Source organism: Shewanella sp. MR-4 (assembly GCF_000014685.1).
Classification (GTDB): Bacteria; Pseudomonadota; Gammaproteobacteria; order Enterobacterales; family Shewanellaceae; genus Shewanella.
Window position 1 is genome coordinate 3,608,316 of the sequence record NC_008321.1, and the last position, 16,097, is coordinate 3,624,412.

Genomic DNA, 16,097 nt, shown 5'->3' on the forward strand with positions numbered 1-16,097 from the left:
CTTATCCCATGGATTTACGCAGTCGTTATTCCACTCTTTTTCACGCTAAGCGCTTTCACTCTAGTCGCTCTCACTATAGGCGCTTTCAGTCCAAGCACTTTGAGCACAAGCACTCAAAATCCTTGCAAGCGAGACATCGCACCCTTTCACTTTTGCTCAGGTTATCCCAGCTGCTGGCGTTATCCTTTGGCTTAGTTTTCCTTAGTGCCTGTCAGCCTGCGAATCAAGATACATCAAGCATCAAAACAGCCACCACCGCCCCGCGTGAATTAACCCAAGAGGTATATGTGTGGCAGCGGCAATGGCGCAATGCCAATCAAAGCGCCTTGGTCGAAAGTCAAAGCGCGTTTAATGGCGTGCGCATTCTGGCATTGCAAGCCCACCCTAAACCCAATGGCGCGGATATCTGGTTTGAAGTGCAGGTCAACCATGCTTGGTTACAGGCCGATCCTCGCCCTAAAGTGGCGGTGATAAGATTAGATGGGCAACTGGCGCGCCTAAATAATCGCGAAGTGGTCCAAAAAATCCTCGCACTAATTCAAGACTGGCAGGCAAAGGGCACCAATCTTGCGGGAATTGAAATCGACCACGATAGCGCCAGCAGTAAACTCGCGGCCTATAACGCTTTTTTACGCGAGTTAAAAAGCCAATTACCTCACACGCTTAAACTCAGCATTACCTCATTGCCCGCTTGGCTCAGCAGCCCAGAGTTTCCGCCGTTGTTTGACAATATCGATGAGCTGGTACTGCAAATTCACAGTGTCAGCGATCCGCGTTTAGGGCTGTTCGACGCCACACAAGGCTGGCAATGGGTCGAGCAGTTATCACGCTTAGCTAAGGTACCCTATTTGATTGCCCTGCCATCCTACGGCTCGGCGGTCTATAGCACGGCATCGGGTTATCGAGTGGAGAGTGAAGTGCCGATGCGAATGCCATTGGCAGATACCGCATCTTCGCAGCATCTTGCGCGCCAAGAGCTGATGGCCGATCCACAGGAGTTGCAGTCCTTCGTTAAAAAACTGCACACCTTTGCCGACCCAAGGCTTAAGGGAATGATTTGGTTTCGATTACCCCTCGAAGGGGATAAACGGGTTTGGCCACTCTCGACCCTGATTGCGGTCGCCCAGCAGCAACCACTCGCACCACACATTGAGCTAGAAATCTTAAGCCAAGCCAATAGCGAGTCAGCCCAACATGAGGCGCCGGGAAGCAGTTTATTTCAACTGGTATTAGTCAATAAGGGCAATCTTGCAGGCAAGTTACCGAGCCAGTTGTCCCTAGCGGCGCAGGCGTGCAGCGGGTATGATGCGCAAAACGGTTATCAAGCCAAATTAACCCAAGGAACATTAGTGTGGCAGTTACCGCAAGCCACCTCAACGGAGCGCGCAGCCGCACCAGCCTCCTCGCAGTTTGCGCCGAATTTAATCTCAGCGGTCGAGCTAAGCCCAAACGGACGCAGAGTCATAGGCTGGGCACGTTGTGAGTCATTACATTTACAGGGAATTTATGCGCCATAAGCCACATTCATTGCCAGCGAATCCTCTCCCTCGCTGGAAAACCAAATTCAAACAAACCAGCCTGATTGGCTTAAGTCTCTTCTCCCCTGCGCTATTAGCCTGCGGCCCAGACTTTCCGCTGCAATTAACCCAAGACAGGCAATACAACTTAAGCTATTTACCGCAAACCAGCTTTAGCCAGCAAATCAATGGGCTTGCTAAGCCGTTAGCCTGGCAATTTCAAGATGAGCCAGCGGCGCAGGAATACCTCTGGGATGAGGTGCATAGTCGCTATCTTTCGCAGACTCGCGCTTATGAAAACAGCGAGTTATCCGAGGCGCAGCTCGCGCTAGTCAATAGTCTGCGTGATGCGCAAAGCTTGGCAGAAGCCGAGCAAATCGCCGCGCAGTTAAAAGAGAGCTTAGCGCCTGCCTTAACCTGGTACAGCCTTGGCGCTATGGCGTTTGATGCCAAAGAGTACGATAAAGCCAGCGACTACTTTAAAAAAGTCATCGCCCTACCTGAGACTGAACGCGCGGGTCGCAGCCTGTGGGCGCTGTATAGCTTGTCTCGTATCGAGCTGATTAAGAGCAAAACCGCTAGCGATAATAGTCACTTTGTCCAAGCTAATGCTTACTTGCAGCAGCTGCAAACTGAGGTAACCCAAGGCGCCGCCGATCCGCTGCGCTTGAGCTTAGCCGGCCTTGGCGAGCAGGCTTATGTTCTGCTGCACCAAGGTCAAGCTCAAATCCAAGTGGCTCGTGGGGAATATGAACCGCCGAAAATTGATGTGGCCTTAAATCCCGCGACGCTGGATAAGATTATCGAGCTGTATGCCACTCAATCGGCCGAGGGCGACAGCAGCGGTTATGATTCGCTGCTCATGTTAAGTCGCACCTTAATGGCGAAAGATATCACTGAGATTAAGCCCTTATTGCAGCAACCAAGTGTGCAGCAGTTGCTTATCGCCTACTGGCAGAGCAGCGCCAATGACTTAGCCTTTGATGGACAGCTTACAGAAATGGGTCAACAGGTCGCTAAAACGCTGACCGTCTTCCCAACCGACGGCCTCATGCTGAGCCAAGGCGATAAGTTAGCCGCGATTTATTATCAGTTGGGCGACTATGCCAGTGCCGAGCGCCTCATTGCCCTCGCAAAACCCAGCGGCCTGACTTGGTGGCTGACGGCAAAATTAATGATGCAAAAGGGCGATCAAGCCCAAGCCGCTAAGGCCTATGCCGAAGCGGTGCGCCATTTCCCAACGGATATGAACGCTACTGCCGCAACTGGCAGCCAACAGGATGCCCAGCAGCAGGCCATTGAAGCCGATGCCGAGCAAGCCACCTATTGCCGCATTCGCGCCGAGCAGGGCGTGCTATCCCTTGAACGGGGCGAATATGTCGATGCCCTAAGCCAACTGTTCGCCAGTGGTGATGAGTATTGGCAGGATATAGCCTATGTGGCCGAGCGCGTGCTCACCACCGCCGAGCTTAAGCTGTTTATCGACGAGCATGTGCCGGTAATGAACTTCGAGTATCCCAAGGACAGCGATTGGTACGACAGTGTCGAGCCACTCAACAATCGCCTACGTTACTTACTGGGTCGTCGCTTACTGCGTGAAGGCGCAACTGCCGAAGCGCCTGCTTATTTCAGTAATCCCACACTCAATGCCAATGTGCAGGAGTATGGCAAGGCACTGACCACAGCCAAGAGTAGCAAGGGCATTGAGAGCGCCCGCGCCTATTGGTCTGCCGCCGAACTCGCGCGTCATCAAGGCATGGAAATCTTAGGCTTTGAATTAGCGCCGGATTATTCGATTTACGCCGGGATGTTCGACCCAAGAGATTGGTATGCAGCGGATAAGCTCAGCCATAAAGAGCAGCAACGCATCAGCGCCAGCCAAGCGATTCCCGACAAACGCTTCCACTATCGCTACCAAGCTGCAGAACTTGCAAGCAAGGCCGCCGATCTCGTGCCCCACAACAGCCAAGCCTATGCGGCGTTATTGTGCCAAGCCACAGGTTGGGTGTTATATCGCGATGATGAACTCGCCCAACGCTACTATAAAAAATACGTCGCCAACGGCCCCTTTGTGCCTTGGGCGGAGAATTTTGGTACGCAGTGTGAAACCCCAGACTTTGACCGCGCCGCCGAACGGGAAAAAGCCAACCAAATCGCCCAGTGGAATGCGATTTACCACAAACTGAAAAAGCCCGTGGCCGTTAGCTTTGCCATCATCGCCGCCCTACTCGGCGCTTACGCGTGGCGCAGAAGAAAGCGTAAACAGTAAAAACACAAAGCGCCTTTCTTATATTCCCAAAGAAAGGCGCTAAAGCTAACTGCCTGATAATTTGCCATTAGGTATGCAGGAGGAATTGTCACTGTTTCCCCAGTGACACGCCGCCTCTTTATTTAACAAGAGTTGTCCCTATAGGCTCGACGGCGGCATCTGCAACACATGGAAGTGTAAATGCCGCGATCACATGGATGTGAAAGAGTGGCCATGCCGCCAACGGTCACTGTTGCAACAATGGCAATCCTAACTATCCCTCTAGCTGCTCGTTCAGCTAAAAAGATATTTGCTCCAAAGTGTGTTTCGGCTCGTTAGATCAACCGAAAATTCCTACACCTGTAGCCATACAAACTCTCATCTAGTTACCTATGTTTTGCCCTACCATAAATCGACTAAGAATGTATGGGTATACAGTCGTATTTAAATTTAGGTGTTTTGGTATGATTTTAAGACAAAATCAGTGCGCACTAATTCCATCCGCAATAAATAAAACGCTATCAAATCAGGTAAATATAGTAACTGAATTTTAGTTAATAGGTTTGGAAAACGCGCATGCGCGTTTTTCCAGATGGTGTATTTGGCAGAAAGCTGATAAGTTCTTTGCATACAGATAGTTAACCGTGCGCGTTTTCACTGGTCTAACAAGGTAAACGCGCATGCGCACTAATCAAATGTTATAAAGCGCGGCCTTTTTGGTTGGTGAGTTCGGAAAGTTTTTACGCTGTAGCGGCTAAGTTACTAAGCGAGTTTTGGTAGCAACGCAGTTCCGTTAGAATCTCTGGAATAGTTCGAACGGGCGTCTTCTGCACTTGGCAACCGGCGCTTTAAAGTAGGGCGCGGCATGGTTCTGAAAAACGCTAGTGAAGTTTGTGCGGCCTGAAGTATTTTAGTCCGCAGTACGTTTTACCAAATGTGCGCAGTGTTATAACAAAGTGTTCAAATTCGTTACGCTGCGCTCCACCGGACAGAATTTAAGTTGCTCTTTTGTGATTTTGCTTCGCAAAAAGTTTCCACAAAAGCTCAACTTAAATTCTGCCGTTTAACACAACGTTAGCAATACAAGGAGAAAAATTGGACATATTGAAAGACAAAAATGAGAGATTACTGTTGGTTCTAAGTTGTCTTTCCATGTTTTTACTACTCGTTTCTGGTGCACGTTTACCTTTAGTTGAACTTCTTGATGGCACAGTTTTAGGTACGTTACTCACGTCGACAACGTATATTGCCGTTTTCGAAAACCTATTAATAGGTTTCCTAGCAGCTTATGTATTCTATCTTCTTAACAGTTATTTTCCGAAACAAAAGCTAAAGAAGGACAATCTCAAACTATTAAACTCATGTGTGGCCTCAATACTCGATAGCTACAAACGTACAAGGATTTGGGGTCATGAGACAGCTTTACCCTATGTAGACACTGAGTGTTTAGAGGCAACTTGGCTCAAAGAACAAATATCTGAGCTGAAAAAGGGAAAAACTGACGCATTAAAGCTTAAATTTACTCTAGATACAGCTCATACCAGAGAGAGTGACTTTAAAAATTTACTACAAATAGCTTCGTCTATATCACCTGAACATGCTGAAAAGTGGCTTGTACTAGTAGATAAGGTTCGACTTTTGTCTGAAAACTACGGCATACAGCCCGAAGCTAACGATGAACAAATGTACCTCGTTCGTACAAGAAGCAAGGAAAGTCCAATGCATAGTTACCACTTAACTTTGGAGTTCAGAATTATGGAGTTGATGGAGGTAACAGTAGAATGGTTAGCGCTGGAGTAGTATTGCTAACAAAGCGTTTAAGGCGGATTCACAACGCTTGGCGATTTCAGTTCCAGTTAGGTTAAGTGTTTAAGGTACAATGGATTAGGTTCGGTGGTAGGCGTTGTTCACCACTTAACTAGGCGTTAACCCATAGAAATTTTTTCCGAAACAGACGCGTTAGAGTTAAAGCTTTAACTCGAAAATGTCCCAAAACATGCGGTGTATTTCTTTGTTAATACTCACATGCGACGCCAATGCTAAGCAGGTGAGCTATGGTGGTTTGCGAGACGACCGTCCGCTCCATGGCCGCTCTTTGGCATCCATGCCATCGCGGCATTTGTGAATCCATTCACATCAGACGGGGCGGTCGAGCATCCACGGATGATGGGATGGACACCTCTTGTGAAGTAGGCGTCATTTACGCCATATTGAATTTGCACGTTCAATAACAACAAAAGGTGTCCAAAATGAAAGTTACACTAATAGGAATTGATCTCGCAAAAAATATCTTCCAAGTATGTGGGGTAAATCAAGCTGGCAAGAGTGTTTTTAACCGTTCGATTAAACGTGCTCAGCTCCTTACTTTTCTGCGTACTTACCCTGATGCCACTATTGCGATGGAAGCCTGCAGTGGCTCTAACTATTGGGGCAGAGAGTTACTTTCTCTCGGGCATGACGTCAAACTGATCCCGCCTCAGCATGTTAAGCCATTTGTCAAAGGCAATAAGAACGATCGCAATGATGCCTTCGCTATCTGTGAGGCGGCGCAGAGACCGAACCTGATTTTCGTCCAGCCGAGAACCTTAGCGCAGGTTGATATCATCATTACTCACAGAATTCGCGAGCGCCGGATCAGAATACGCACTGCACTAACCAATCAAATCAGAGGTTTACTAAGTGAATATGGAATAGCCCTCCCTAAAGGACGTAATCCATTGAATCTTTTACTGCCGGAATTACTTGAGGATGCCAGTAATCAACTCACTACGATTGCACGCCAATACATGCGTGAGCTGATGGAAGAGTTGCGTGCGATCAACGTTGCAATAGGTTCACTGGAAAAAGACATCAAACTGCAGGCAAGAACGCACCCAGATGCCAAGCGACTAATGGGTATAAGAGGCGTTGCAGAAATCATTGCCACTGCCGCGGTGTCATTTGCCGGAGATGGCTCTGGCTATCATGGTGCTCGGCATTTTTCTGCAAATTTAGGACTGGTTCCTAAAGAGTTTTCCAGTGGGGGAAAACAGAAATTAAGCGGCATAACCAAACGAGGTAACAGCTATCTGCGGCGGCAACTGATCCAGGGAGCTTGGTCGATTATTCGCTATGCAAGTAAGAGTAATGACAGGATCTCCGTATGGGCCTTAAAGGTGATTGAGCGGCGGGGTAAACAGAAAGCGGCAGTAGCAATTGCAAACAAATTGGCGCGGATCATTTGGGCGCTGCTGTTTCATCGCAGCGAATATCGGTCTTGTTAATTTGTAAAAATCGAGTATTAAACTCACCCCAAAAACACGACTACAGATAATGAAGTAACAGGTAATACCGGCCTTTGCAGATGCTGAGAGAGTACAAGGAGCATATGACTCCGGACGGACGATAAGCTGCAAAGGCGCGGTTCTCATTAAGGCCAGAGAGCAAAGATTCTCATAAACAGGTCGGATATACGTACGCAGTATTACTTTCTGTTACTTAAAAAGTGGTTGATCTATTCGAGGTGTCCATATAGGACTTGCTGCGTGTCGGTGAGCGAATACCATGGCTCGCCTAGCAATACTGCTATCTCAACAGCTATCAGTAGTCATTGCACAAAAAAATAGCGATAAACTTACTTAGTTTATCGCTATTCTGATGTGTTGCTATTGCAGTCTTATATCACGCTTAAATGCTGATAATCCGGCCACTATAGGCCGCACCATTGCTGATGCGGCGATGGATTACTTAACGATTTCCATCTCGGCTAATAGGTTGTCGGCATTATCTAAATACTTCATTACCCACAGCATATAACGGCTATCGACTTGGATTGAGCGGTTGATGTTATCGTCGTACGCCCAGTCACCGATGATGCTTTCATACACGCCATCGAACAGTAAACCCACTAATTCGGCGCGGCCGTTTAGGGTTGGAGAACCAGAGTTACCGCCGGTGGTGTCTAAGGTCGACAGGAAGTTTACCGGCACAGAATCGATGGCTTTCACATAGAAATCACCGTATTGCTTCTGCTTGATAAGCTCTAACTGCTTTTTCGGCGCATCAAATGGGTCAACGCCAGTGTCTTTTTGCACTATGCCTTCGAGGCGAGTAAAGGGCTTAGCCACTAAACCATCTTTAGGTTCATAACCTTTAACATGGCCAACGGTCACGCGCAGGCTAGAGTTCGCATCGGCGTACACTGGCTTACCTTGCTCACGGTTATAGGCGATGATGGCATCCATATATTGCGGACGCACTTTCATCAGCTCGCCATCCAATTCTTTCTCTTTCTTCTCTTCGCTCATGTTGGTGTCATACATGGCCACGGCGAATTGAATAAAAGGATCCTTAGAGGCTTTGAAGTCATCAACGGATTTTTCCATCCAAGCTAAACGTACATCTTTGTTGCCCAGCTCGGTTTTGGCGTACATTTTGTCTAAGGTTTTCGCAAGTTTAGCTTCGTTAACCTTTTTATCGATACCAAAGGCTTTATCCATTGCTGGTAAGCGCTGCGCCTCGGGTAACGCGGCATAACGTTTAAGCATATCCAAGAGAACGGCCTTATCGACACTTGGCGCATAACGGCGATCGATACGTTCCATGCTCGCCTTGAAACGTGTCATATCGCGGTCTTGGAAGCCAGGTTCGCGTTGCATATCAGGCAATTGCTTCTCATGGGCTAAACGGTACAGATTGGTCGCCGTTGGCACCATAGTGGTGTTGCCAATGTAGCTTAAAATCATATCCCGTTCTTGGTGGGCTTTGCTCTTAGCGATCAGCGCGTCTAGCTCGCTTAAGGTTTTACCGTATTTGGCTTCGCGGCTGCTGTCTTTGGCAATCCATGCGGCGAGTTCGGCTTCACGGGCCTTGCGATCGGCTAACATGGTGGATTTGCCATAAAACTCGATCATCGAGGTGAAGTTTTTAGCGTAGTTAGCTAAGCCAGCGATTTGGCTTTCGTACTTAATGCGCTCGTCGCTGCCTTCTGGCGCCGTTTCTTTGATGATTTCAATAAAACGTTCGCGCAGCATCTTGCCTTCAGGGTAAGCCCATTCGAACTGATTTTGCACTTCGTTCGCGGTGCGGTATCTGTTAGTGCGGCCGGGGTAACCTGCCACCATCACAAAATCCCCTTCGCTCACACCTTTGGCCGAGACTTTTAAGAAACTCTTTGGTTCGTACGGCACGTTGTCGGCGCTAAATTCGGCAGGTTTACCGGTTTTAGACACGTAGGCGCGGTAGAAGGAAAAGTCGCCCGTGTGGCGTGGCCACATCCAGTTATCGACATCGCCGCCGTATTTACCAACACTGCCCGCTGGGTTATAGACTAAACGTACGTCGCGGATTTCTAACTGTTTTACCAGATAGTATTCTAAACCACCGTGGAAGCTATACACTTGGCAGCGGTAGCCTTCATCCTTTTCACACTCGGCAACGAGTGCTTTTTCTTGGTTCTCAACGCCTTGATAAAACTCACGGCCCGCTTTGTTTTCAAGCCCAGCGTTGACGCGCTCAGTCACATTGGTCACCTCTTCGGTGACATAAACGCGAGAACCTGGCGCGGCGGGTAATTCATCGGCAAAGGTTTTAGCTAAAAAACCGTCCTGCAGCAGGTTTTTCTCTGCAGTCGAGTTATATTGAATCGAACCATAGGCGCAGTGATGGTTTGTCACCACTAAGCCTTTTGGCGAAACAAAAGATGCCGTACAGCCACCTAGGCTGATCACAGCATTCATGGGGAATTCGGTCAGTTTGGAAATCGATTTTGCATCAATCTCTAAGCCTTTCGCTTTGAGTTCATCGGCCATTGCGGGCAATTGGTGTGGCTGCCACATACCTTCATCGGCATGGGAGGCAAAACTCGCCGCCACGGCAACTGAGAGTAACCATTTTTTCATTATCTTAAGTCCGTTTTAGGTGAAGAAAGCCGAGCGCTTGCGAGGCCATTTCTTATATTTATTGGGATTACATGCCACTTTGGTTAACGCTAAAAAGCAAAAAGTCAGGCACTGGGCCTGACTTTAGCATATCGTACGCACTCTATAACAGAGTTAGAAAAATTCGCTTACAAAGCAAATACATTCATCATATTTATCGGTTTAACTCTGCCGCTTCAGTACGCTAAACGGCTTTAACTTACAGCGCGACAAATAACTGAGCGCCGATAATCACTGCGCCTAGCAAACCCGCAATTCCGAGGGCAAATGTGCCGCCAGACACTTGGTATCCCTGCGGCGTGGCTTGGCGCTGACGCAGTGCCATCACGATCGGCAGGAAGATAATCATCACCACCAGCGGCACGGCTGCAAAGCCTAATACCGCAACAAAACCTTCGGGGACATAGAGCGCACATAACAGCGGCGGCACAAAGGTTAACAGCCAGGTTTGGGCGCGGCCGAGGAAGGTCTTCTTTGCGCGGGTCAGTTCGGCCACAAAATCATACAGGCTTAAGGTGACCCCGAGGAAAGAGGTGATTAAGGCTAAATCCGCAAACAGCGAAATACATTTGCTGATCCAAGGCGTGTGGGCAATCTCTTGTAATGCACTGATCAGCGCAGGTAAAGAGCCATTAAAGCTGCTAACTTCGTTGCCACCCACTGTGCCTAAGGTCACCAATAACCAGAAGATATAACAAGCGAGCGGAATGGTTGAACCGATTAATAATACTTTGCGCAGCGAAACAGCATTGCCATCCAAATAACGCACTAAGGTGGCGATACACACGTGGAAACCAAAAGAAGTAAACACCACAGGAATCGCCGCCATCCAACTGCTGGTCATGGACTCGGCCACTGCACTGGTTGCCATACTCGAGATACTGACTTCCGGTAATAAAAACAGCACGACCACAATCAGCAATAAAATCATCAGCGAAAACAAGAAGCGCGAGGCTTTATCAACCCAAGCGACTCCTAAGGCCGCAAATCCACCCAGCACTAAGGTAAACAGCACGACCGCCAGTTGGTTATCTAACACGAGGTCGAACATATTTTTGGCTTTAAGCACTAACAGCGATGAACCGCCCGTCAAATACGCCGCCGTTAAGGCAAAGAGTAAACTGAGAAAGGAGGCGCCTTGCACCATTTGGCCTTTCTTGCCGAGGAGTTTGCCCGTGATGGCGTGGACGTTATCACCAACGCCTGAGCGCAGGTTAATCTCAAGCATTAACAATGAGGTATAGGCTGACAAGCCCCAAATCACCACCATTAACAAAATGGCTGGCACCATGCCTAAGGCGGCCGTGGCTAAGGGTAAGGCTAACATTCCCGCGCCAATGGCGGTCCCCGCGACAATGGCTATCGAGCCTAACATTTTTGAATTCACACAATTATCCTGTTCAAGTATTAATTATTATTTTTTAAGGTTTTTTGAGTAGATTTGAAGGATAAAGCCTTGCGCACTCTGTGATTAAGCCAACAGCAATCTCAAACGAAAAGCGTCACTAAACTTAAAGCATCCAATCCGATCTCAAAGAGCAGATCAATTGGCCCCAATAGCTTTTGAATATTTCAACCCAGTCGCCATTGAGGCTAACTAAATCGTTTGCAGAAAAGTGACATTAATTTCAACCGTGATTGCCTTAGCAAAGCAGCGACATCGCGCGTAAAAGAAGATAGCTCTGGACATTAACAGAGCCAACCCCAGCGGGCAAGCCAGTTATAGACAAAGATGACGCCGCTTTGGCTATCCGAAGGGGAAATGTGAGTAAAAGATAAAAAATCGAGGCGGATCTGTTATCAAAACAATAAACCCTGCAACACTTGTGGCATTGCAGGGTTTATCAATGAGTTTAGCGATTCGACGGGGGACGGGATTGCGCTAAAGCGGATTAACGCGACTCACAATCCGCTTATTCCCCTGTTAACCGATTACAGCTCAGTCCAAGCCATATTCCAAGAGCCGCCGACACCCGGTTCAAACCCGGTTGCAGTTGGCGACCATTGCATGCAATAACCACTGTAAGGCCAAGGTTTACATTGATAGACCTTGCCAGTTTTAGGTTGCAGCACTTTAGTACCCGCCACATAGTTTTTAATGCCCTCGGGGAAGACATAATCGGCATCCGGCGCTGTGGCTTGATCTTTTAAGAACAGATCGAAGTTTTGCTGGATAACCTCACCTTGCTTCGGCTCGCCCTTCACTTGTAAGTGATAATGGCCAGCCTTAGGCGCGACGACATCAAGCACTAGACTCGCGCTAGTATTATTAACCACTTGTGTGACATATCCAGCTGCCGTGCCATCGTGGCTAAATAGGTAAGCCGAGACCTGCATATCCGCATTAGTGCTGACATCGAAGCTGACCTTTGCGGCACCATCGACAATAGTGTAATCATCGGCCAGTGACGTGACATCGAGCTGATTGCCCGGCGCAGGCGCAATATCAAAGCTCACTTCCACTCGCTCTAGGCCCGAATTAGGCGCGGCATAAATCTCATTTTTACCGTAAACGGGCGAGATCACCCCAGAGGGATTCTTCTGCCCCGCCTTAAGTTGTGGCTGCTGGGCATTAATGGCACTGGCTAACAGGAATGGCCAATTTTGCTTGGCACCTTGAGTAGTGTCGGCAATGGTTATCTGAGTCTGCTTGGCAGTTTGCTCGCCATTAGCATCAAACACCCGCGTCATCACCTTATCACCCGCCTTAAGATCAAGTGACGGATTGATATCGCCAATATCGGTCCACTCGCCCGGCACCACAACACCAGAGCTAAAGTTCACATCGATAGCATTATAGAAACTGTTGGTGGTATCACCGACTTCCCACACGGCCAAAATCACGTGATAACCGCTTCTGTCTTCAGGCACATAACAGTTATGTGTCACTAACTTAGGCGGCTGAACCATACCTCCGTCGACCACACAGAAGGGAGCTAAGTCAAAGCTTGCACGGCTCAAGGCTTGGTTTTGATCCCAGCCTTGACGAGTTAAATAGTAACGCCAATTGCGGGTCACATGGTTAGCGGTGAACTGCCAGCTAAAGTCATTCCAACCCGACTTAATGTCATGCTTAGACCAACGACTTGGGCTCTGTTCATCCAAGGGAGAAAACGCTGCGTTGGCTGCGCTGGCAATTTTGCCGTCGGCAGGGCCTGACTCAGGAAAACCTGATGGACCTTCAACACTTTGCGGTTCCCATTGAACGGCGCCGCAGTTTAAATTGCTGCCAGTTTTACAGGCGTATGAGCGTGATTCTGGTGAAACCACATAACCGTGGGCCGACGCCGTTTGGCTAACTAGCGCACTCGTAGCGCTTAGGGCCAAGGCAATTAGGCTTAAACGAGCCAGTTGTGGGTGTTTGTGGTTAGCATTTGTGATTGATGTAAAAGCAGTTAGATGTGCCACTTTATTGTACTCCGTAGGGCGCCTTTCTCGACGAGATTGGCATAGGTATAAAAGTGGTATTTAGGCAAAACAGCATTAAGCAAAGCCGTTTATTTTTCAAAGAATTGAAAGCATCAGCTCAATTCTGAGGCAACCCCGCTATCTTAGTTTCAACATCCCTTTACAACCTTAGACCGGAGGCTTTGCGTCCTAATTTTTCAATTAGTTTGCCAAATACGGTGGATCTCCATTGAAGTTAACAGTATGTAACTTAAACGTTGAGACCCGGCTAATCTAACAACAAAAGACAGCGTTGTCAAAATTTAAGTTATTACAATTCAAAGCGTTACAAAACGATAAGCGGTATTTTATTGGCGCCTGTCAGATTATTTGCCCTCTGACTCGATGAGTTTAATCTTGAAACCCTGTTTCACTTGGGTATAATGCCCACCTCGCTTCGGGGGAGTAGCTAACTGGATTTCGAGCCATCGATATTCAGGGTGAACATCAACATACTTGGCCGCATGCCATGGTGTTCACAGCAAATCATCGATTTGTCCTGCAAGACCTGAGCACAGTAACCGCACCTAGGGGTGGACGGTCTATTGTGCTTATGTCAAAAACCACCCCTAAAAGGATCACACTTGGAAGCGTTACTCGCCTCAACCTTTACGGTTGCCATCGCCGAGATTGGCGATAAGACCCAACTGCTTGCCCTATTACTCGCTGCAAGATTTAAAAATAAAACTGCGATTATCTTGGGGATTTTACTCTCAACCCTGTTTAACCATTTTGCCGCCGCCTGGCTTGGCCAATGGGCGATTAACTGGGTGAGCCCAGATGTAGCACGCTACTTGGTTGCCGCCTCCTTCTTTGCGATTGCACTCTGGGTACTGATCCCCGATAAAGTGGACGCCGAAGAGAGCCGTTTCTATAAGATGGGACCCTTTGTTGCGACCTTTATTCTGTTCTTTATCGCCGAAATGGGCGACAAAACCCAAATCGCAACTGTCGTTTTAGCCGCTAAATACGATGCCTTAGCCATGGTGGTTGCAGGTACTACTTTGGGTATGTTGCTAGCGAACGTCCCAGTGGTTATTGCGGGACATTTTAGTGCCGAAAAATTACCAATGAAGTGGATCCACAGGGGCTGCGCAATTTTGTTTGCCCTGCTCGGCGTAGCAACCTTAATGGTTAACTGATTGATAAAATGAAGATAAACAAAAAGGCCAGTGATAACACTGGCCTTTTTTATGGGGTTAACGAATTAACTTATAACCCGAGTGCAGTTTGGATACGTTGACCGTAATCAGCATCGGCTTTGTGGAAATGTGCCAGCATACGTTGCTGTACCTCTACACTTGCCTGACGCAGTGAGCCAGAAATCGTTTCCACTAAGCGTGCCTTCTCGGCTTCGCTGAAGATGCGATACAAATTACCCGCCTGAGTGTAATCATCCTGATTGTAACGGCTGTAACGCGCCGCTTCGCCATCTAAACGCAGTGGTGGCTCGGCAAAGTTTGCCGGTTCAACTAAAGCACCCGCAGTGCTGTTTGGACCATAGTTAGCCGCGGCATCGCCACCGGTTTGACTACCGTGGTATGGGCATTGTGTTCCCGCCATGGCACCCGCACGTTGGTGATGGTTGGCTTTAGTCGCATGTGGGCAGTTGACTGGTAACTGGTTGTAGTTCGCCCCAATTCGGTAACGCTGCGCATCGGCATAGGCGAATAAACGCGCCTGCAACATCTTGTCGGGCGATGCGCCCACACCTGGTACTAAGTTGCTCGGTGCTAATGCCACTTGCTCGACTTCGGCAAAGTAGTTTTGCGGTAAACGATTCAGCTCTAACACACCAATTTCAATTAACGGGTAATCGCCATGTGGCCACACCTTAGTTAAATCGAATGGGTTGATATGGTAAGTGTTGGCATCGGCCTCAGGCATAATCTGTACGTTCACCGTCCAACGAGGGAAGTTACCGTCGGTCACAGCTACCACCATATCGCGCTGGGATGAGTCAGGGTCGATACCCTTTAACTTATCGGCTTGCTCATTGGTTAAGTTCACCACGCCTTGCTGCGATTTGAAGTGGAACTTCACCCAGAAACGCTCACCTTTAGCATTCCAGAACGAGAAAGTATGCGAACCATAACCATGCATTTGGCGGTAGTTTGCCGGAATACCACGGTCAGACATCAGAATCGTCACTTGGTGCATGGCTTCAGGGTTTAATGACCAGAAGTCCCACATAGCTTGTGGATCTTTCAAATTCGTCAATGGGTTACGCTTTTGGGTATGGATAAAGTCTGGGAACTTAATACCATCACGCAGGAAGAAGGTCGGCGTGTTGTTACCCACGATATCGTGGTTACCACGGGCGGTATAGAAGCGCAGACCAAAACCACGGGGATCGCGCTCGGCATCGGCAGAGCCCATTTCACCACCCACGGTAGAGAAGCGCACGAAGGTCTCAGTTTGCTTACCCACACCGTTAAAGTGGTCGGCGATGGTGTATTCGCTTAAGTCTTTAGTCAGGGTGAAAGTACCGTATACGCCAGTCCCTTTCGCATGCACAACACGCTCAGGAATACGCTCACGGTTAAAGTGGGCAAGCTTTTCAATTAAATGCCAATCTTGCAGTAGTAAGGGACCACGCTCACCCGCTGACAATGAGTTTTGATCGTCAGCAATTGGAGAACCGCTTTGGCTTGTTAAATACTGTTGACTCATATCTTGCTCCTCATTCTTGATTGGTGTTAACCCAAGATTCAATTAAATCGTAAATGGTGGCCATGGCTTATCTCCTTGGCAGGGCGACGTGTTGTCGATGGAGTTAGAATAGATAAGAGTGGCAATCAGATAAAGCGATTAATATAGATTCAAGCAATCTACTTTGAAGATTAAAAATCAACACAATGATGACTGCCGCCGTTTAAGCGCAGGCAGTGTTCATTGTTGAGCATAGGAGGACAAAGCACTGTTTAGTGGGATCCACAAGGGTGCCGAAGAGACGAGTTTCAGCAT

The 16,097-nt window shown here is 48.3% G+C and carries 9 protein-coding genes and 1 riboswitch; of the genes, 5 read left to right on the forward strand and 4 right to left on the reverse strand.

Translation table 11 applies throughout. The annotated features are described in order from the left end of the window. Positions 1-8: 8 nt before the first annotated feature. From SHEWMR4_RS15850 to SHEWMR4_RS15870, 4 genes are all read left to right on the forward strand, one after another. Complete coding sequence (locus SHEWMR4_RS15850; RefSeq protein ID WP_011623766.1) at positions 9-1,517, forward strand: DUF3142 domain-containing protein; 1,509 nt, start codon at positions 9-11, stop codon at positions 1,515-1,517. After that, positions 1,507-3,786, forward strand: a complete 2,280-nt coding sequence (locus SHEWMR4_RS15855; protein WP_011623767.1) for a tetratricopeptide repeat protein — start codon at positions 1,507-1,509, stop codon at positions 3,784-3,786. The genes SHEWMR4_RS15850 and SHEWMR4_RS15855 overlap by 11 nt, the downstream gene beginning before the upstream one ends. A gap of 1,074 nt (positions 3,787-4,860) precedes the next feature. After that, complete coding sequence (locus SHEWMR4_RS15865) at positions 4,861-5,565, forward strand: hypothetical protein (RefSeq protein ID WP_011623768.1); 705 nt, start codon at positions 4,861-4,863, stop codon at positions 5,563-5,565. Between the two features lie 449 nt (positions 5,566-6,014). Beyond that, positions 6,015-7,028, forward strand: coding sequence for an IS110-like element ISShes7 family transposase (locus tag SHEWMR4_RS15870; RefSeq protein WP_011621306.1), 1,014 nt, complete (start codon positions 6,015-6,017; stop codon positions 7,026-7,028). A gap of 459 nt (positions 7,029-7,487) precedes the next feature. Here SHEWMR4_RS15870 and SHEWMR4_RS15875 read toward each other — a convergent pair whose 3' ends face one another. The 3 genes from SHEWMR4_RS15875 to gbpA form a co-directional block, all read right to left on the reverse strand. After that, positions 7,488-9,644: a S46 family peptidase gene (locus SHEWMR4_RS15875; protein WP_011623769.1), complete on the reverse strand. Its 2,157-nt coding sequence runs from the start codon at positions 9,642-9,644 to the stop codon at positions 7,488-7,490. Between the two features lie 238 nt (positions 9,645-9,882). Further along, complete coding sequence (locus SHEWMR4_RS15880) at positions 9,883-11,058, reverse strand: aromatic amino acid transport family protein (RefSeq protein ID WP_011623770.1); 1,176 nt, start codon at positions 11,056-11,058, stop codon at positions 9,883-9,885. Positions 11,059-11,615: 557 nt separating this feature from the next. Continuing rightward, the gene (gbpA, locus tag SHEWMR4_RS15885; protein WP_011623771.1) at positions 11,616-13,091 is read right to left on the reverse strand and encodes an N-acetylglucosamine-binding protein GbpA; all 1,476 of its coding nucleotides are present in this window, start codon (positions 13,089-13,091) and stop codon (positions 11,616-11,618) included. Positions 13,092-13,216: 125 nt separating this feature from the next. Then, positions 13,217-13,312, reverse strand: a riboswitch (cyclic di-GMP riboswitch). A gap of 402 nt (positions 13,313-13,714) precedes the next feature. Here gbpA and SHEWMR4_RS15890 point away from each other — a divergent pair. Then, positions 13,715-14,272, forward strand: a complete 558-nt coding sequence (locus SHEWMR4_RS15890) for a TMEM165/GDT1 family protein (RefSeq protein ID WP_041408851.1) — start codon at positions 13,715-13,717, stop codon at positions 14,270-14,272. A gap of 70 nt (positions 14,273-14,342) precedes the next feature. On the opposite strand, the gene katB is transcribed toward SHEWMR4_RS15890, so the two are convergent. Next, a complete protein-coding gene (katB, locus tag SHEWMR4_RS15895) occupies positions 14,343-15,803 on the reverse strand; it encodes a catalase KatB (RefSeq protein WP_011623773.1) in 1,461 nt (486 codons plus the stop codon). Positions 15,804-16,097: the final 294 nt, after the last annotated feature.

Excerpts from the sequence above, each read along its gene's own strand:
- SHEWMR4_RS15850 (WP_011623766.1), top strand. The coding sequence starts at position 9 with ATGGATTTACGCAGTCGTTATTCCACTCTTTTTCACGCTAAGCGCTTT.
- SHEWMR4_RS15855 (WP_011623767.1), top strand. The coding sequence starts at position 1,507 with ATGCGCCATAAGCCACATTCATTGCCAGCGAATCCTCTCCCTCGCTGG.
- SHEWMR4_RS15870 (WP_011621306.1), top strand. The coding sequence starts at position 6,015 with ATGAAAGTTACACTAATAGGAATTGATCTCGCAAAAAATATCTTCCAA.
- SHEWMR4_RS15875 (WP_011623769.1), bottom strand. The coding sequence starts at position 9,644 with ATGAAAAAATGGTTACTCTCAGTTGCCGTGGCGGCGAGTTTTGCCTCC.
- SHEWMR4_RS15880 (WP_011623770.1), bottom strand. The coding sequence starts at position 11,058 with ATGTTAGGCTCGATAGCCATTGTCGCGGGGACCGCCATTGGCGCGGGA.
- katB (WP_011623773.1), bottom strand. The coding sequence starts at position 15,803 with ATGAGTCAACAGTATTTAACAAGCCAAAGCGGTTCTCCAATTGCTGAC.